Annotated in this window: 15 protein-coding genes; 3 read left to right on the forward strand and 12 right to left on the reverse strand. The window is 38.6% G+C overall.

The features are described 5' to 3' along the window. Positions 1-50 precede the first annotated feature (50 nt). The 4 genes from EAE89_RS17375 to EAE89_RS17390 form a co-directional block, all read right to left on the reverse strand. The gene (locus EAE89_RS17375) at positions 51-1,562 is read right to left on the reverse strand and encodes a flavin-containing monooxygenase (protein ID WP_214086307.1); all 1,512 of its coding nucleotides are present in this window, start codon (positions 1,560-1,562) and stop codon (positions 51-53) included. 26 nt (positions 1,563-1,588) lie between these two features. Beyond that, positions 1,589-2,464 (reverse strand): alpha/beta fold hydrolase, encoded by an 876-nt coding sequence (locus tag EAE89_RS17380; protein ID WP_149617445.1) that lies wholly within the window; start codon positions 2,462-2,464, stop codon positions 1,589-1,591. Positions 2,465-3,172: 708 nt separating this feature from the next. Beyond that, complete coding sequence (locus tag EAE89_RS17385; RefSeq protein WP_422615517.1) at positions 3,173-3,418, reverse strand: DJ-1/PfpI family protein; 246 nt, start codon at positions 3,416-3,418, stop codon at positions 3,173-3,175. Between the two features lie 62 nt (positions 3,419-3,480). Further along, a complete protein-coding gene (locus EAE89_RS17390) occupies positions 3,481-4,665 on the reverse strand; it encodes a BaiN/RdsA family NAD(P)/FAD-dependent oxidoreductase (protein WP_214086308.1) in 1,185 nt (394 codons plus the stop codon). A 300-nt stretch (positions 4,666-4,965) separates the two neighbouring features. Here EAE89_RS17390 and pitA point away from each other — a divergent pair, with 300 nt between their 5' ends. Beyond that, a complete protein-coding gene (pitA, locus tag EAE89_RS17395; protein WP_054478744.1) occupies positions 4,966-6,456 on the forward strand; it encodes an inorganic phosphate transporter PitA in 1,491 nt (496 codons plus the stop codon). Positions 6,457-6,509: 53 nt separating this feature from the next. Here the strand turns inward: pitA and uspB are convergent, their stop codons facing one another. The 6 genes from uspB to EAE89_RS17425 all read right to left on the reverse strand — a co-directional run bounded on the left by uspB (position 6,510) and on the right by EAE89_RS17425 (position 11,951). Then, positions 6,510-6,845 (reverse strand): universal stress protein UspB, encoded by a 336-nt coding sequence (gene uspB / locus EAE89_RS17400; RefSeq protein WP_166308230.1) that lies wholly within the window; start codon positions 6,843-6,845, stop codon positions 6,510-6,512. Between the two features lie 473 nt (positions 6,846-7,318). Then, on the reverse strand, positions 7,319-8,515 hold the full coding sequence (locus EAE89_RS17405; protein ID WP_214086309.1) for a hypothetical protein: 1,197 nt from the start codon (positions 8,513-8,515) through the stop codon (positions 7,319-7,321). A 40-nt stretch (positions 8,516-8,555) separates the two neighbouring features. After that, a complete protein-coding gene (locus tag EAE89_RS17410) occupies positions 8,556-8,849 on the reverse strand; it encodes an alpha/beta hydrolase (protein ID WP_214086310.1) in 294 nt (97 codons plus the stop codon). 148 nt (positions 8,850-8,997) lie between these two features. Then, on the reverse strand, positions 8,998-9,579 hold the full coding sequence (locus EAE89_RS17415) for an ATP-binding cassette domain-containing protein (protein ID WP_054478751.1): 582 nt from the start codon (positions 9,577-9,579) through the stop codon (positions 8,998-9,000). A gap of 535 nt (positions 9,580-10,114) precedes the next feature. Continuing rightward, positions 10,115-11,005 (reverse strand): multinuclear nonheme iron-dependent oxidase, encoded by an 891-nt coding sequence (locus tag EAE89_RS17420; protein WP_149617442.1) that lies wholly within the window; start codon positions 11,003-11,005, stop codon positions 10,115-10,117. Beyond that, complete coding sequence (locus tag EAE89_RS17425) at positions 10,992-11,951, reverse strand: hypothetical protein (protein WP_214086311.1); 960 nt, start codon at positions 11,949-11,951, stop codon at positions 10,992-10,994. The genes EAE89_RS17420 and EAE89_RS17425 overlap by 14 nt, the downstream gene beginning before the upstream one ends. 1,277 nt (positions 11,952-13,228) lie before the next feature. On the opposite strand from EAE89_RS17425, the gene uspA reads away from it, so the two are divergent. After that, complete coding sequence (gene uspA / locus EAE89_RS17430) at positions 13,229-13,660, forward strand: universal stress protein UspA (protein WP_054478764.1); 432 nt, start codon at positions 13,229-13,231, stop codon at positions 13,658-13,660. A gap of 259 nt (positions 13,661-13,919) precedes the next feature. Further along, complete coding sequence (gene gdhA / locus EAE89_RS17435) at positions 13,920-15,263, forward strand: NADP-specific glutamate dehydrogenase (RefSeq protein ID WP_054478766.1); 1,344 nt, start codon at positions 13,920-13,922, stop codon at positions 15,261-15,263. A gap of 35 nt (positions 15,264-15,298) precedes the next feature. Here the strand turns inward: gdhA and rsmJ are convergent, their stop codons facing one another. Together rsmJ and prlC are read right to left on the reverse strand one after the other, a co-directional pair. After that, on the reverse strand, positions 15,299-16,042 hold the full coding sequence (gene rsmJ, locus EAE89_RS17440) for a 16S rRNA (guanine(1516)-N(2))-methyltransferase RsmJ (RefSeq protein ID WP_054478768.1): 744 nt from the start codon (positions 16,040-16,042) through the stop codon (positions 15,299-15,301). A 6-nt stretch (positions 16,043-16,048) separates the two neighbouring features. After that, the gene (gene prlC, locus EAE89_RS17445) at positions 16,049-18,091 is read right to left on the reverse strand and encodes an oligopeptidase A (RefSeq protein ID WP_149617441.1); all 2,043 of its coding nucleotides are present in this window, start codon (positions 18,089-18,091) and stop codon (positions 16,049-16,051) included. Positions 18,092-18,362: the final 271 nt, after the last annotated feature.

Genomic DNA, 18,362 nt, shown 5'->3' on the forward strand with positions numbered 1-18,362 from the left:
TGCCAATTCAATAATGAATATCCGAGCTCATTGCTTTTGGTGTTTATTGGTTATGTTGTAATGTGATGTATATAGGGAGCAGGATCAAAATTGCTATTACGTTTCCTGAACGTATGAGCAAAATCCGGCCATACCAGTGTCAGACGCTTACTTCGGGGATCAAGGTACCAGTTTGTACAGCTACCGCTAACCCATATCGTATCTTTAATCTGATTTTGTAATTCAGTTACATAACGCTCCTGAGCTTCGGCAGAAACTTCAAGGACATAGTTGCTATTTTGCCTGCTGTATTCAATAGCGCCAAGAATGTATTCTATTTGAGATTCAATTATGTAGATAATTGAGTTATGGGTAAGCGTCGCATTTGGCCCGTTGATAATAAATAGATTTGGGAAACTTGTAACTGCGGTTGATGCAAAAGCTTCCATACCTTGGGTCCAGTGATCTGCGAGGCTAAAGCCATCACGACCATGAACCAGATGGGTATAAGCCGGCTGGGTGGCTTGAAAACCAGTACAGAAGATAAGTACATCAAGTGGATAACTGTTGCCAGACACTGAGATTGCATTTTGTCCATCAACTTGCTTTAAGGCTGATGTTTCGAGTTGAACGTTATCTCGGAGAAAGGCAGGGTAATAATTGTTTGCGGACAGGATTCTTTTACAACCAGGTTCGTAATTGGGGGTGAGTTTTATGCGTAATTCTGGATCGGAGATTTGCTGTTTAAGATGATTGAAAGTTATACGTTTTAATTCTGCCAAATATTGCGGAATAGAACGGCAAGCGGGATACAGAGATTCAAAGTGCCAGAATATATCTGAACGAAGACTAGAAATAGACTCTGGATCGCGTCGGAACAACTGCTTTTCAGCCTCTGAATAACGTCGGTCAGGACGCGGTAGGACGTAGGGGGCGCTGCGCTGGAAAATAACGAGTTCAGAGACATTGTTAGCCACTTCAGGAATTACTTGTGCTGCTGAAGCACCCGATCCAATAATACCCACGCGTTTACCTTGAAGAGGGATGTGATGTTTCCAACGGGCTGAATGGAAAACGTCCCCAGTAAAGCTGTTCAGTCCTTCAATCTGTGGAATATTTTCATCTGTTAAATGCCCGGTGCCTGCGACTAAGAAGCGGCCACTGAAAACCCCTGTGGTTGTGACAATTACCCAGCGTTCTTCTTGGTTATCCCAGTAAGCTTTTTTAACGTTGGCGCCCAAACGGATATGGGGCCATAACCCTTCATCTCTGGCTGTAGCTTGAAGATAGGCAAGTATTTCATGTCCCGGTGAAAAAACATGAGACCAGTCAGGGTTGGGACGAAATGAAAACGAATAAAGATGTGAAGGGATATCACAGGCTATGCCGGGGTAAGTATTAGCGCGCCAGGTGCCTCCGACATCATTGGCACGTTCGAGAATAAGAAAACTGTGCTGAGATCTGCGCTTAAGCCGGGTTCCCATACCAAGGCCAGCAAAGCCTGCGCCGATGATAATAATTTCTACATCAGTGGCCCGCGATATATCTGTTTGTCGATTATGGTCTGGTGTACTTTTATTCATCATAGTTCTCCAGAGGGTAAGAGAGATTATGGCTGATCTGTAGGGATAATAGTTCCGGCAGGATAAAACGAAGGGGCCGTACAGAACTGGTCAATAACCTGCACTAACTGGAAAGGGCGTTCATAAATGACTGCGTGCCCACACTCTATCTCTGTATAACGTGCATCCTGAATTGCACCAAAAAGTGCTTTGCTATGGTAAGTAGGAATGATGTGATCATATTTGCAACCAATAATCAGAGTTGTGGCTTTTATGGCAGGAACCAGTTGGGTGATATCAACTTGGGCATCAAGAGTTATTTGCAATGCATCAAATTCCCCCGGATGGGTATTTTCAAATCCGTGTGCAATTTGGTCTGGAAGCATGTTCACATGACAGGGACCTCTGAACGCGCAATACATCATAAAGTCGGTAATAGCGGGTGACTGGATTGCATATAACTGATGCCAGACAGCAGCAAATCGTTTTAGCTGTAAATCTGATTGCATCCATCCTGCGATCAGAACTAAATTACGAACCAGATCCGGACGTTTAGCGGCAACAGCAGCAACAACGGCTGCACCCAAAGAATAACCAATCAGTGTGACCGACTCTCCTGATGCCGCTGCTTCAATAACGGCTTCGACCTGCTTTCCAAGGTGTTCAAGAGTCAGCGTTTCGTCTGCGTTTACTGGTTGAGTAAAATCCAGTGATATAACCCAGTGTTCTGTAGCAAGTAATTGAAACAGAGAACTGAAATGTATCTGTGTACTTCCGCCAGTACCATGCACTAAGACCACCGGATTTTTCTTTTCATTATCCTTAATTGGCTCTAGGGGTTTAGAGGTAAAAAACTTTACATCTTTTCCATCTACTTTTATAACACTTTCATTGGCATTGAATTTTTGTTCGGATCTATTCATAGTAGTTAAACACTCCTGATATTCCCGTCATCTTTCAAGTTGCTGTTTTGTTGGTCGCTTTCTCTTGCCGCTGCGCTGCAATTTGAAATCTATTGGGTATAAATAATTAAGTCATTGTCTTATCATTGCTTAATTAAATTAATAACTAATGATAGAGTTATTGTCAAATTATAAAATTAAAATAGTATCGTGATTGAATATTATTATTATAAAGTTCAATATTAGGACTTGTTTATTGTATTTTATACCTGTTATCTTTCAAGTTGCCTCTTTGTTGGCTGCACTCACTCACCCCAGTCACATAGTTATCTATGCTCCCGGGGATTCGCTCCCTTGCCGTCGCGATGCATCTTGAAATCTATTGGGTATAGAGGTGATTGAAAATAAAATCATGAACTGCTAATAAATCTGAAAAAATTATGATGATTGTCGTTTGTTAAGTAGTTTAAAGGAACAAGGGGTATCGACCAACTATTTAATTAAAGGGCAAATGCACAGAATTATTTACAGGGTCTTTCATTTTCATACCATAGTAATTACATTGAATATAGTCTTTATTTTTCCTGTTTGATTTGTTTTTTGTTGAATAATTTAATTTTCTTATTATTTTTACTTTATTGGGTAATAATTCACATAATTAAGTATAGACGGCGCAATTTAAGCTTCATTATTTTCCGCGATTCCGGCTCAGGGTCCCATGTCTGGCCCTCAGTTTTCTTCATTTGTACCGGTCTGCTGTGTTTGTATGAATATTTTTCTGTAAACAGAGGGGGTCACCCCCACAGCCGTTCTCAGAGAACCGTCAGCCATGTAGAGCACATCTGGTTCAACAGTGATTTCGGGAAAACGCATTGCGAGCAGTTCGGTACATGCCCAGTGGGTTGTCACCCGACGCTGCTTCAGCAGTCCGGTCTGTGCCAACAGCAGGGCACCAGTACAGATGGGACGAATCACTCCACACGGTTTAAAGTGCAAGACAGATACTATGTCCCTGTACTAAACAAGCATCGAGATTGTCACAACGCCTGCGCACATGCCCAGGCGGAACTCCATGCCCATTGAAAATTGTAGCCACCAAGCCAGCCAGTGACGTCTACCACTTCACCAATAAAATAGAGTCCTTTTACTTGATTAGCCTCCATCGTTTTAGATGAAAGCTGGTGAGTATCAATGCCGCCCATTGTCACTTCGGCGGTGCGATAACCTTCAGTGCTGTTGGGTTGCACTTGCCATGATTGAAGGTTGGTTACTAGCTGCCTTTGCTGAGCTGAGTTAAGTTGTTTAAGCGAGATATCCGGGAGCTGGCTGAGCGTTTGCAGGCATTCTGTTAGCCGCTTCGGTAATAATTTTGCCAAAGAATTTTTTACACTTTGATTTGGGTGAGAACTTTGTTCTTGTTCTAGAAAAGTTGCCAAATCAATATCTGGAAGTAAGTTAATACTCACAAACTCTCCGGGCTGCCAGTAACTGGAAATTTGTAAAATTGCCGGGCCAGAAAGCCCTCGGTGGGTAAACAGGATATTTTCTTTGAACAGAGAGCCATCTTCTGCGGTGACAATAGCGGGAACAGATACACCGGAAAGCACATGGAGTTGTTCCAGTAGTGGCTTATGCAGAGTAAAAGGGACGAGAGCGGCGCGGGTTGGTAAGATTTTCAGACCAAACTGCTCTGCAATCTGATAACCAAAAGGGGTAGCGCCAAGCCCTGGCATAGATAATCCACCGGAAGCAATGACGAGTGAGCGGGTACTTACTTCTTTTCCATTAACGGTGATAACGAAATCCTGCTCCTTTTTTTCTACGTGGCTGACGTCACTGCGCAGACGGATAGTAACTTGACTGGCTTCACACTCTTTTAGCAACATATCAACTATCTGTTGGGCAGAATCATCACAAAAAAGCTGCCCCAAGGTTTTTTCGTGGTAGGCAATACCATGACGCTGAACCAGTTCGATAAAATCCCATTGTGTATAGCGGGCCAGTGCAGACTTACAGAAATGAGGATTAGCAGAAAGATAAGCCGATGGTTCTGTATACATATTAGTGAAGTTACAACGCCCACCACCGGACATCAAAATTTTACGTCCGGCTTTTTTACCGTTGTCCAGAACCAGCACCCGTAAACCGAGTTGCCCGGCCTGAGCTGCGCAAAACAGACCAGCTGCACCGGCGCCAATAATAATTGCATCAAATCTTTCCACTATTTTTCTCTTTATAACTGAATAATTTAGTGGGGAATTTCCCCTAACATGTTGCATTTTTGATAAATTTACAGAGAAAAAGCTCCATATAACCTGAATTTGTCAGGTAAACTTTTTTTTTGTCTTAAAATTGTCAATTTTTCAAAATATATATAAGTGTATGATATATAAAATATATTCCTATTTCTTATTGTTGTCTGGTTGTCATGAAATCAAAAAAAGTTCATATTTCACTTTCCCCGCTAGCATTTGTCACTGATAATGCGCCGCGTTCATGTCCAACTAACTGGCTTAACGTTTATGCTACATCTTTTTACTGGCCTGGATTTTCACACCAGCCTCATGTTAGTACTGGCACTGCTGTTTGTGCTGTTTTATGAAGCCATTAATGGCTTTCATGATACCGCGAATGCGGTAGCAACAGTTATTTATACCCGTGCTATGCGAGCACAGTTTGCTGTCGTCATGGCTGGGGTATTTAACTTTTTCGGTGTTCTTCTTGGTGGATTAAGTGTCGCCTACGCGATTGTACATTTACTCCCTACCGATCTTCTCCTCAATGTCAGTTCTGCTCATGGTCTTGCTATGGTGTTTTCCATGTTGCTGGCTGCGATTGTCTGGAACCTTGGTACTTGGTATTTCGGTTTACCTGCTTCCAGCTCTCATACCCTGATTGGTTCCATCATTGGTATTGGTTTGACTAATGCCATTGTGACCAGCTCTTCTGTGGTTGATGCGTTGAATGTGCCGAAGATGATACAGATTTTCCTGTCGCTGATCCTCTCTCCTTTAATTGGATTGATTATCGCTGGGGCAATGGTATTTCTGCTGCGTCATTATTGGAGTGGAACCAAGAAACGCAAACGTATTCATCTGACGCCTGCTGAACGCGAAAAGAAAGATGGTAAGCGTAAGCCACCTTTCTGGACGCGCACTGCGCTAATTCTGTCTGCGGTGGGAGTAAGCTTCTCACATGGGGCGAATGATGGTCAGAAAGGTATTGGTTTGATTATGCTGGTGTTGATTGGCGTCGCTCCGGCGGGATTTGTCGTAAACATGAATGCTAATGGTTATGACATTGCCCGTACTTACGATGCTGTTACTCACCTGCAACAATATTATCAGCAGCATGGCACAGCGTTATCTCATGCCATTGAGCTGACGCCATCGGTAGCTGTTGTTAAGAATGAACCGGAAGGGAGATTCCATTGTGATAGCACCCGTGCCGTAGTTGTTCTTAATCATACAGAAAGCATATTGAAGGGCATTCAGAGTTACAGTGAGCTGAATCCTGAACAGCGTAACAATATGCGCCGTATGTTGATGTGTATTGCTGATACTGCGGAATCTGTGGCTAAACTGCCGGAAACCAGTGGTGAAGATGCTCGTTTCCTGAATAAACTGCGTAAAGACTTATTACATACTGTTGAGTATGCACCGGTCTGGATCATCATTGCGGTAGCACTGGCTCTGTCTCTGGGCACTTTGGTTGGCTGGAAACGTGTTGCGGTGACTATTGGTGAGAAGATTGGTAAGAAAGGCATGACCTACGCGCAGGGTGTTTCAGCTCAGATGACTGCGGCTGTTTCAATCGGTGTTGCGAGTTATACCGGGATGCCGGTTTCTACTACACAGGTATTGTCTTCTGCGGTTGCAGGTACGATGTTGGTTGATGGTGGTGGTGTTCAGGGTAAAACAATCAAGAACATCATGTTGGCCTGGATACTGACATTGCCAGTTTCAATCGCGCTGTCCGGTACTCTCTACTGGTTCGCTTTGAAATTGATTTAATTGTTCAACGGATAATTGAAAGGCGGTATGGGTTAACTACACCGCCTTTTGTTTTAGTACCAAATCAACATAGAAATAAGGCAAACAACAACTAACCCACTCAGTGCACTTGTCAGAATAAATTGCTTCCTCAGCCTTTCACAGCGAAGCACCACTTCTGGATCATGATGGTCAAGATAACGTTGTGAATTGATATAGCGCACTAACCGAATCTGCTTATTGAGCTGTCCATGAGTAGTAAAAAAACCGTTACCGTCTACTGATTGGTAAAGCAAGGGATCGGACTGGCGAAGAATAGACAGCAATGCCCGCAGCGAAGAGAAGTAGCGCATCATATTCATAATGCAGACAAGACACAGCGCCCAAAACAGCGCAATTGTACTGAACATAATCCCCTCCTTAGAATGGTTAGCCAAAGCTGTCACAAAAGGAAAAAATCAAAATTGCAGGCGGCGACGTCTTATATTTATTGTAGGAAAGATAGTCAGATAGTACAAAAAAACCTTCTTTGGAGCAAAGTTATTGTCTTTCTTTAGAGTGGCGGTTAAGTCGTGGTGATTGTAGTAATAGTCAGAAGCTTTAAGCCTTTCAAGTGATGGCCTGCTGGTAGTGAGCGTGGAAAGGGCAATCCATCCTCCAGGCTTTCTGAGCAGGACTCTGGACATCAGGGAAAATTCGATTGTATTTGTGATAATATGCATTTGAATAGGATTGAAGGGCTTATCAGAAGTGACTCCTGTCAGAATCACACGGTTAGAGTTGAAACATTTATGAACATTTTTTGGTGGAAGTGGAGAAGCATAATTATTCCATCAAATACGCCTGAAGAAAGATTATTAACATAATCCACAATAAAGAAAAATTAATTAACTAAGACTTGGTGTATAAGGAAAACATATAGCGACCAAGAAAATACATTTGTTATGACTAAGTATTTTTTCACAGAATTGATCCTGTCTATAATAAAAACAAAAAATAATGACAACAAAAATAGACAAAGAGAATGATGGATATTTATTAAAGACAAAAATATACTTACAGGGACAAAAAAAACAAACATTAAAATAGTAAGCCAGAAAATTCTAGTTAGATATAAATATTGATTAGTGATACCAATTGAGGTTAGGTAAAGGAAAAAGTCTTTCATTATTACATCAAAATATGATGCAGAGCTTATTATATTAAGAGAAAGCATCAGATAAGAAAGAACAATAAGATATGTAAATTCATTGAAAGAAATATATTTTTCATTAAAGAAAAGAACAATTATAATTGAAAAAAAAGATATTAAGAGTTTAGCTATTAATCTAAATGAATAATCAGGACTAAATATGAATTTTAATAATATAAAGGTGATGTTTTTAAAGAAAGAAGAGTTTTTTATAGAGTGTGTTTTTTTGTCTTTTTTAAGAATAGAGAAATTTATCCTGAAATTATCCGATAAATATAAAGATGAAAAAATTAAAAATAAACAAAGAAATAATAAGGGGTAATAATTATATAACAATAAAGGTATAGATAAGGATATAATAAATAAAATAAATCCCATTAATATAGACTTTAAGAATAAAATTTGCAATGAAACTAATAAAAGCAAAATTGCGATAATTAATACATTAGTTTCTATTGAAGAAGATAATGATTCATTAGTGTAATCTCTGAAAAAAAGGCTAGAAAGGAAAGGTAATAACAAAGGAATATCAATTATAAGATATGTAATATAATCAACTAATCTACGCGCATTTCTCTTTAAAGGCAAAGTTTTTAAAAATAGATCGCTGTCATTACTCATTATAGATTTTTTTTGCGCTCCTATCCAAAACACAAAAATACCTACAATTAATGACCAATAAATAAGGGAGCTATATAATTCCCTCATTGAAAGAAATGACATTATTGGTATTGATAACAATCTCATTTGTGAAATAAATGGGACTGCCATAGGAGAAATCATTAACAATATAAGTAAAAAAAATAACACTCTTTTCTTTAATAAATTAAATGTATTATTAATATAATACATTATTCTCCATGATATAATTTTATATATACTAAACATCTGTTTCACCTCAACTTTATCGTAAAAAAATGCAACGCGGTTATTGTTTAATATTATCAACAAAATCTAATATTTCACGACGACATATATTCCATGAGTTCCCAAAATTAAATATATGACCTTCGTTCTCAATGGTAACTAATTTTCTATTTTGGTGACCAATAGTAAATTTAACTGATTGTTCCCAAGGCGCTACTTCATCTTCTCGTCCATGCAATATTAGCATATCAGTTGTTACTATTGCTATAAATAAGATAAGATGAATGAGTAACGAAAGCATTGTTGAAAGAAATTTTTTCTGAGCTGTATAAAAATTTTGTTTTATTATCTTCAATTGAAAACCATTCTTGAAGTGTTTTTCCGTTTTTATATATAATCCATGATAATAAAGTTTCTCCTTGAATGGTTTTTAGGAAAGACACATATGGTGCACAGAATAGGTTATTTTCTGAAGAGGCGTTCTTTATTGGTTTGTTCATAATTTATCTCTTGAAGTAGGTTATAGAGATAGTATTTGGATCAATAATATTATTGAATTTCAAATCATGAGAGGCAAAGATAATTAAATTACGATCTTTAATTTTCATAAGAATTGAAATAAGATATTTAATTGAATCTTGATCTAATCCATTAGTGGGTTCGTCCAACACGAGAAGAATATCTAAATACATGAGAGCTGTTACCAACATAAATTTCTTAGCGGTACCTAATGACATGTCAGAAAACCTAACATTCATAAATTCACGTAATTTGAAGCCGTTGATTAGATCATTTTTTGTTTGAGGAGAGCAAGGTTGCAATGATTCAATTAAATTTATATACTCATATCCTTTAATAAAACCATATATAGGACATTTTTCAGGGACATATAATTTTTTTTCTTTATAGATAATCTTACCAGAATCAGGTTTAATTATACCCGCTAAGATACTTAAGAGAGTTGATTTGCCAGATCCATTAATACCATCAATACGGACTAAACCATTTGATGGAAATTTGTAACTAGCATTGCTAATTATTTTATTATTACTAAAGCTCTTATTAATATTAATTATTTCAATCATCTTCATAATCACCTGATAATATAAAATCAATATTTTCTTGATACGACTAAACGTGACAATACATTAGATGTGTAAATCATTTAAAAGTTCAATTTAATTTTGGAGTTGTAAAAGAATACAAAGAAATGGATTAAAAATATCATTAACTATTTCATAATGTCAGTATATACCCAATGGATTTCAAGATGGATCGCGGCGGCAAGGGAGCGAATCCCCGGGAGCATAGATAACTATGTCGTAGAGAACTATGTGACCGGGGTGAGTGAGTGCAGCCAACAAAGAAGCAACTTGAAAGATAACGGGCATAACATTTAATTCAATATACTTAAGGTTATAAGGTTTAATTGCAATTTATTTATTGTTTTTTGCTGATGAATTCTAAACAGTGGATCTATCATTTATTAACAAAAAATACTACTCAATATTATGATATTCATCCACCTTTTGCCTGTGGGAATATCAAAGATGATTCACATAGATAAATATCTAACTTATATAGTATTACGTAAAGGTATATAAAATTGATGTTTAAAGTTTATATTCTACACTCCCATGAAGCGTTGTTATTAAGATCAAGATAATATGGACTAGAGGATAAAATATTTTTAGCCTTTTCTAAAGTGAATAAAATATCCTTCATATCAAAATTAGCGTCTCGTTCTAAAACTATTCCATTCGGGGTGATTTCTGAACAGGTGAATTCTAAAAGTTCCCATACTGGTTGAGAGATACTATGGGCGTGACTATCTATATAGAGGCCGTCACGTAGAAAACCGCCAGCAATATGTATTTCATAAACATATGATAAATCAATTTCACTTAAAAATTGATAGGGATCAAAATTATGATTTTTGGAATTCAAATAGAGGTTATTAAGATCTAATAATAATCCACAACTTGTTTCGTTTAGTATATTATTGATGAATTCGGATTCTGTGAACTCGTCATCACCCATGTTAAAGTAATATGTTATATTTTCTATCAGAAAAGGCAAATTTGTTTTTCTTTTTATATATTTTATTTTTTCTACAATTAAATCTAAATTCTTCTTGTTACGTCGTATAGGTAAAAGTTGATTAGCATCAATATCAGATATTTTTATGTATGATAAATGGTCACTGAACCAATAAGGTTTCCATTTGTTAATACAATTTATGGTGTTTTCTATATAACTTTCATCAAGTGCTTCAGCTGAACCTAATGAAGTTTTTAGACTATGAAAAACACATGGTTTTATTTTCAATAAGTTAGCCATAGCATCAGGAATAGTATTAGTCACGAAAAATAAATCTGTTATTATTTCTATAAAATCGAAAGAGTTTAAATTTAATAATAAATCGTTCATAATTTCATGGCGGAAGTTAATGCCGACACCGGAGGGTAATTTGTCAGACATTTTTCTTATCATAATATCATTTAAAATCATTATTAATCACCCCGTATATTTTTAATTTGTTTATTAAATGGATTGTATTATTGTGTTCTTTATGAAATTCTAATTCTTTCATAATATCATTAATAAATGGAAGATTAAAAAAATATTTACTTGAATTTTCAATGAAAATAGATGTTTTATTATCTATTCTTAATGTATGGACTTTTTTATTTTTCCATGATTTATAAATTAGTATTTTAACCTCACTGCAATGCTCATCATCATAGGAATTATGTTTAATTTTCTCTGTTTTATTATTTCTCAAATCATGTATTTTTCTTATAATATGGGGAGGTAAGTTTATAATAATAGGTTGGGATAAATAAAGTAAATTATACTGATTGTTTTTTTCTCCTTTACATATGGAATTTAACTCATTATCTATTAGCCCTAAAGATACATGTAATATGTTTTTTTCATATTCAAATATATTTTTACAATCAATATTTAAAAGACTCCATAATTCAGTTTCATGAGGCATTGATAATAAAAGATCAAACGCGTACTGAGCTGTGTTGTTTCTGTATTCTTTTTTTTGTTTTCTATAATGAATCCAAAATTCATTTAATAGAGAATTTTTTAATTTCATATTTAATAATGGTATATAGCGTTTAACGTTATTTAGCAATCTTTCATCTAATATATTGCTGATAATCAACATATTCTTATGGTTTTTATTTATTATATCTTCGACTTCTTTTTTAATATTTTTGTCAGGAAAATCATTTATGGCTTCAAAACTTCCTCCTTTTATAATGTCCATTAATCTATATGGATTTGTAATAATTATCCCTAAAGCTTTTTGAACTTCCTTGTCATGATAAAAATCACTAGCGTTCATAATTCTATACCCTTCATCTTTCAAGCTGCTGCTTTGTTGGCTGCGTTCATTTACCCCAGTCACATTGTTATCTATGCATCCCGGGGATGCGTTCACTTGCCACCGCCCTGCAACTTGAAATCTATTGGGTATAGTTATGCTTAGATAATTATCTTATTTATAATTCATGTATTCTGTTTACGACGAGCAATGATATATGGGATACAACATGAATACGCAAGGACAAATGAAGCATAATGTAAAAAATCATCATTTGTTGTGTCTATATTTAGTAAAGGGATAAAATCAAAATGAAAAACATAAAGATGAAAAGCAGATAGAGATAATGGTAATATTATAGCATAAAGATGATGATAGATATTATCTGATATTAAAAGCTTTTTTATGAAAACATATGTAGGTCTTAGTATTATCAAAGATAATAATATATAGAGAAACCCCATTAATTACTCCTCATATATCCATATGCAGTACTTATATCGCTAACAATCTCAATAATGATTTCTTCTATACTCATCATTTTTATTCCGCGATTCTTTAATCCGTATAGGAGATCTGTATTTATATATCGATATATACCTGTTATCTTTCAAGTTGCCTCTTTGTTGGCTGCACTCTCTCACCCCGGTCACATCGTTATCTATGCTCTCGGGGATTCGCTCCCTTGCCGTCGCGATCCATCTTGAAATCTATTGGGTATATATAGATGACAAATTACATATTAATTAATTTCGTTAATTAATCTATATCAAATGATTATCAGGCTAACAATGGTCATCTATTTTCCATATATTATAATATGAATAATATTGACCATTTCTCCTTTTTATCCTTAATATTTTTTAATGTCAATGATATTTTAACATTAAAAATTAAGCTTTCTTTATTTTTTGTTAACTTATTGAAATATTATAAAAATAAAATAATTATTTTACCCTTGTTGAAGAAAAAATTAACACTAGCATATAAGAATTTAAATAATGTTTTTAAAATTAGTAAAATCAGATGGATAAGTAATGATTTAGTGAATGAACACAGATTAATTGGAGATGTCCTGTTCCTGTTTGCGAGCCGTATCAGTAATATCTACCTCAGATTATTAGGATTTCACGTAAGAAATGCTATTTGAGAATGGAAAGACATAAGGTGGACAAGAAAGACCATAAAACCAGAGTCTGATTTTGTTCTCCATCAAGTGGCAGGAATAGCGATTGTGGTATATGTTGTTGGGTGAATGTTCTTTGTTCGATAGCTAAATACGATGAGTTGTGATCGAAACAACACTTTCAGGACATTCTAAACAGTAATAAACATAGGATAGTGGCAATTTTCCCTGCCAACTCATTAATTAGCATTATGGAAGGAGTTCGCTTATGGCTTACAAACATATTCTTGTTGCGGTTGATTTATCCCCGGAAAGTCAGGTGTTGGTGCAAAAAGCTGTTTCCATGGCAAAACCGTACAATGCTAAAGTTTCCTTGATCCATGTTGATGTTAACTATTCTGATCTCTACACCGGTTTGATTGACGTTAATCTCGGTGACATGCAGCAACGTATTACTGATGAAACCCGCAATGCGTTAAAAGAGCTTTCCACAGAGTCAGATTATGACATTCAGGAAACTTTGAGTGGTAGCGGTGATCTGGGCCAAGTATTGGTTGATGCAATTAAAAAATATGACATAGATCTGGTTGTTTGTGGGCATCATCAGGATTTTTGGAGCAAACTAATGTCTTCTGCTCGTCAGTTAATTAACACTGTTCATGTTGATATGTTGATTGTTCCTCTGCGTGATGATGAATAACCACAAATTGAAAAATTATTCGGTTAAAATGCCTGCTTATGCAGGTATTTTTTTTGATGAGATGAGGTGTAGTTTGGTTTGTTCCCAGTGCCATCAAGAAATTTTTTTTACCATTCTGTAAAAAAACTTCTTGAAAGATGAATATAGAACAGTGATATATTCAAAGAGCAAACACAACTTACCTCACATTTTCGACAAAAATAATTATCAGAAAATGGTGGGGGAGACATCACAACTGAAGTAAAAAAGGAAGGGTTAAATGAGCTGTTTACTATCTTTGTCTTCATTTCTTGGATCAATTCAGCGCAGGGATGAGTATCAACCCGAATATCTCCAAGCTGTCCGGGAAGTTTTCACCTCACTTTGGTCGTTCCTTGAACAAAACCCAAAATATCGAGAACAAAGCTTACTGGAACGTATGGTAGAACCGGAAAGGGTTATTCAGTTCCGGGTTTGTTGGGTAGATGATCAGGGCAAGGTTCAGGTAAACCGTGCATGGCGTGTACAGTTCAACTCGGCCATTGGTCCATATAAAGGTGGTATGCGTTTTCATCCATCGGTGAACCTTTCTATTCTGAAATTCCTTGGCTTTGAACAAACATTGAAAAATGCACTGACAACCTTACCAATGGGTGGGGGTAAAGGGGGTTCAGATTTTGATCCTAAAGGAAAAAGTCAGGGCGAAGTGATGCGATTTTGTCAGGCGTTAATGACAGAATTGTATCGCCATCTGGGACCAGATACCGATGTTCCGGCGGGTGATATTGGTGTGGGTGGCCGTGAAGTGGCCTTTATGTCAGGGATGATGAAAAAGCTCTCTAATAATACGGCTTGTGTATTCACTGGCAAAGGTCTCTCTTTCGGCGGTAGTTTGATTCGCCCGGAAGCAACCGGTTATGGTCTGGTTTATTTCACCAATGCCATGTTGAAACGCCATGGTATGGGCTTTGAAGGTATGCGTGTATCGGTTTCCGGTGCAGGCAATGTTGCACAATATACGATCGAAAAATGCATGGCATTGGGTGCGAAAGTGGTTACTGCTTCTGATTCAGGCGGTACAGTGGTTGATGAGGAGGGGTTCACGCTGGAGAAATTGGCTCATCTGGAAGAAATTAAAAACCAACACTATGGTCGTGTGGAAGAGTATGCCAAAGAACGGGGACTGACTTTCTTAAAGGGGTTACAACCTTGGTCTGTGCCAGTTGATATTGCTTTGCCATGTGCCACTCAGAATGAGTTGGATCTGGATGCGGCCAAAGTGCTTATCAAGAATGGCGTTAAAGCTGTTGCTGAAGGGGCAAATATGCCTGCAACCATTTCAGCGACTGAAGCCTTTATTGAAGCGGGTGTGTTGTTTGCGCCAGGTAAAGCCGCTAACGCGGGGGGGGTGGCAACGTCTGGCTTGGAAATGGCACAAAACGCAGCACGTTTAGGCTGGAAGGCTGAGAAAGTGGATGCACGTTTGCATCACATCATGCTAGATATTCATCACGCTTGTGTTGAGTATGGTGGCGAGAACAAACAGACCAATTATGTTCAGGGGGCGAATATTGCTGGATTTGTAAAAGTTGCCGATGCCATGCTTGCCCAAGGCATTTTGTGAATTGAAGATATCAGCCGCAATATGCGGCTGACTTTTCAGCAAGGATAAATATCAAAACGGTGGTTTTTCGTAGTGATAGCTGCTGATGCAGCTATTCCAGCTAAAGGCTCTGCATAATCAGGCCGTTTTACTACTACACGACGTTTTGCTAAAGCGCGAGCAGGGGATAATAAATTATCAGCATCTTCATCAGCGCCAACCAGAGACTGAAACACTCGCATCTCTTTTTTCACCAATGCACTTTTTTGCTTGTGTGGATACATAGGATCGAGATAAACGACATCAGGCTGTGGCGTAATATCGGCCAGCGCTGTAATGCTCGAGGCATGGAGCAGAGTCATACGTTCTTGCAACCAGCCACCAATTTCTGCATCCTGATAACCGCGTTGCAGCCCATCATCCAGCAATGCCGCGACTACAGGATGGCGTTCCAGCATCCTTACATGGCAACCCAATGATGCCAATACAAAGGCATCTCGCCCCAGACCTGCGGTAGCATCCACAACTGTCGGCAGATAATCTTTTTTGATCCCTATGGCTTTAGCGACTGCTTCGCCGCGACCGCCACCAAAGCGGCGGCGATGTGCCATGGTACCTGATATAAAATCGACATAGATACCACCTAGCTTTGGCTCATCCAGTTTGCGAAGTTCAAGGCGTTGAGGGGTAAGAACCAACGCCATAATAGCGTTTTCATCATGTACCAACCCCCAGCGCTCCACTCGTTGAGATAAGGCGCTGTTATCAGCGCCTTGTTCACAGATTAAACAGATACCCACCTTAAATTATCCTTTAATACCGGCCTTGCGCAGCATTGCATCCAGTTTTGGTTCACGGCCACGGAAGCGTTTGAACAGCTCCATTGGCTCTTCTGAACCGCCACGGGACAAAATGTTATCAAGGAAAGATTGCCCGGTTTCGCGGTTAAAAATGCCTTCTTCCTCAAAACGGGAGTAAGCATCGGCTGCCAACACATCAGCCCATAGATAACTGTAGTAGCCAGCGGCATACCCACCGGAAAAGACGTGGGTGAATGAGTGAGGGAAACGACCCCATTCAGGTGAAGGCACTACGGAGACCAATTTCTTCACTTCCTTTAAGGTCTTCATGGTCTGAGCACCTTTCTTTGGATCATACTCAACATGTAGACGGAAATCGAACTGACCAAACTCAAGCTGACGTAAGATCCGCATAGCAGCCTGATAGTTTTTCGCGGCTAAAAGGTTATCCAACATGGATTGTGGTAGCGGTTCTTGAGTTTCGTAGTGACCAGAGATAAATGCCAGTGCTTCTGGTTCCCAACACCAGTTCTCCATGAACTGGCTTGGCATTTCTACCGCATCCCACGGTACACCACCAATACCGGAAACGCCGGCGGTTTCAATCTGGGTCAACATATGATGTAGACAGTGACCGAACTCGTGGAACAGCGTGTTGACTTCACTGTGAGTGAACAGCGCTGGTTTATCGCCAACAGGTCTGTTGAAGTTGCAGTTCAGATAAGCGACAGGCTTTTGCAGTTCGCCGTTGGAACGACGCATTCTGCTGATACACTCATCCATCCAGGCGCCACCACGTTTATTCTCACGTGCGTATAGATCCATATAGAAGCTACCGCGCAACTCATTGGTGTCATCATACAGATCAAAGAAACGGACATCTGGGTGCCAGGTTTCTACATCATGGCGTTCTTTGGCAGTAATACCATAGATACGACGAACAACCTCGAATAGCCCTTCAACAGCTTTTTGTTCAGGGAAATAAGGACGTAACTGCTCATCATTGATAGAGAACTCGTACTGTTTTTGTTTCTCGCCATAATAAGTCATATCCCAAGCTTCTAGCTTGTGGGCACAATGATGCCATTTAGCAAAACCTTTTAATTCATCTACCTCTTCTTCGCCTTGTGGATGAGCACGTTTTGTCAAATCATTCAGAAAATCCAATACTTCCTTAGGATTTTTTGCCATTTTGGTAGCAAGGGATTGTTCAGCATAATTTTTAAAACCAAGCAATTGAGCTTGTTCGTGACGCAGCGCAAGAATTTCGGCGATCACTTCGCTGTTATCCCACTTACCTGCATTTGGTCCCTGTTCGGATGCGCGGGTATTGTAGGCATAATAAATTTCCTGACGCAGTTCGCGGTTATCTGCATAGGTGATAACTGGCTGGTAACTTGGTGCTTCTAAAGTCAGTAACCAGCCTTTTTGCCCTTTGGCTTCTGCTTGGGCTTTAGCGGCGGCAATCGCACTTTCAGGCAGACCAGACAGATCCTTCACGTCAGTAATTAACTTGGTCCAGCCCATAGTGGCATCAAGCACATTATTGTTGAATTGCGAACTTAAATCCGACAAACGGGCACTAATCTCGCCATAGCGTTTCTGCTTCTCTTCCGGCAGACCAATACCTGATAATTTAAAATCACGCAGTGAATTTTCGACAGCTTTGCGTTGAGGTTGAGAGAGTTTCTCAAATTCAGCACTCTCACGTAATGACTTATACGCTTGATATAACCCCTTGTGTTGACCTAGCCAGGTACTGAATTCGGACAGTAATGGCAAACTTTCTTCATAGACGGCGCGTAATTCTGGACTGTTTTTCACCGAATTCAGATGATTGACAGGTGACCATGCACGGGACTGCTTATCACCGGCTTCGGCCAAGGGTTGACACAGATTATCCCAGGTAAAAACAGTATTCTCGGCCAATATTTTTTCGACAGTTTGGCGATAATTGGCAATCACTTCTTTCACAGCGGGAACAACATGTTCTGGTTTAATAGAAGAAAATTTTGGTAAACCTGATGGAACGAGTAACGGATTAGTCATATAAAGCGTCCTTTATTATGTGTTGGATACATTGCTGAGCGGAGCAACCTTGTATCGTAATGGGTATCGGCTAATAAGATGTAGGTAAAATTCGACAAACTCAACGCGAATGTTGAGTTTATGAACAATAAAATTTAATGCTTTTTAGCGAAAAACGCCGTAAACCCTCGGCCAGTGCGGGCGGGGATATAAGGCGAAAAGCCCGCAGGGCTTTAAAGATCAATCTGGCGTTGACTGACTCTGAACGTAGGCTCTGAGCGTTTCAATCGTT

Origin of the sequence: Photorhabdus heterorhabditis (assembly GCF_018448905.1) — a bacterium.
In the GTDB taxonomy this organism is placed as follows: domain Bacteria; phylum Pseudomonadota; class Gammaproteobacteria; order Enterobacterales; family Enterobacteriaceae; genus Photorhabdus; species Photorhabdus heterorhabditis.

Excerpts from the sequence above, each read along its gene's own strand:
- EAE89_RS17375 (WP_214086307.1), bottom strand. The coding sequence starts at position 1,562 with ATGAATAAAAGTACACCAGACCATAATCGACAAACAGATATATCGCGG.
- EAE89_RS17380 (WP_149617445.1), bottom strand. The coding sequence starts at position 2,464 with ATGAATAGATCCGAACAAAAATTCAATGCCAATGAAAGTGTTATAAAA.
- pitA (WP_054478744.1), top strand. The coding sequence starts at position 4,966 with ATGCTACATCTTTTTACTGGCCTGGATTTTCACACCAGCCTCATGTTA.
- uspB (WP_166308230.1), bottom strand. The coding sequence starts at position 6,845 with ATGTTCAGTACAATTGCGCTGTTTTGGGCGCTGTGTCTTGTCTGCATT.
- EAE89_RS17405 (WP_214086309.1), bottom strand. The coding sequence starts at position 8,515 with ATGTTTAGTATATATAAAATTATATCATGGAGAATAATGTATTATATT.
- EAE89_RS17415 (WP_054478751.1), bottom strand. The coding sequence starts at position 9,579 with ATGATTGAAATAATTAATATTAATAAGAGCTTTAGTAATAATAAAATA.
- EAE89_RS17420 (WP_149617442.1), bottom strand. The coding sequence starts at position 11,005 with ATGATTTTAAATGATATTATGATAAGAAAAATGTCTGACAAATTACCC.
- uspA (WP_054478764.1), top strand. The coding sequence starts at position 13,229 with ATGGCTTACAAACATATTCTTGTTGCGGTTGATTTATCCCCGGAAAGT.
- gdhA (WP_054478766.1), top strand. The coding sequence starts at position 13,920 with ATGAGCTGTTTACTATCTTTGTCTTCATTTCTTGGATCAATTCAGCGC.
- prlC (WP_149617441.1), bottom strand. The coding sequence starts at position 18,091 with ATGACTAATCCGTTACTCGTTCCATCAGGTTTACCAAAATTTTCTTCT.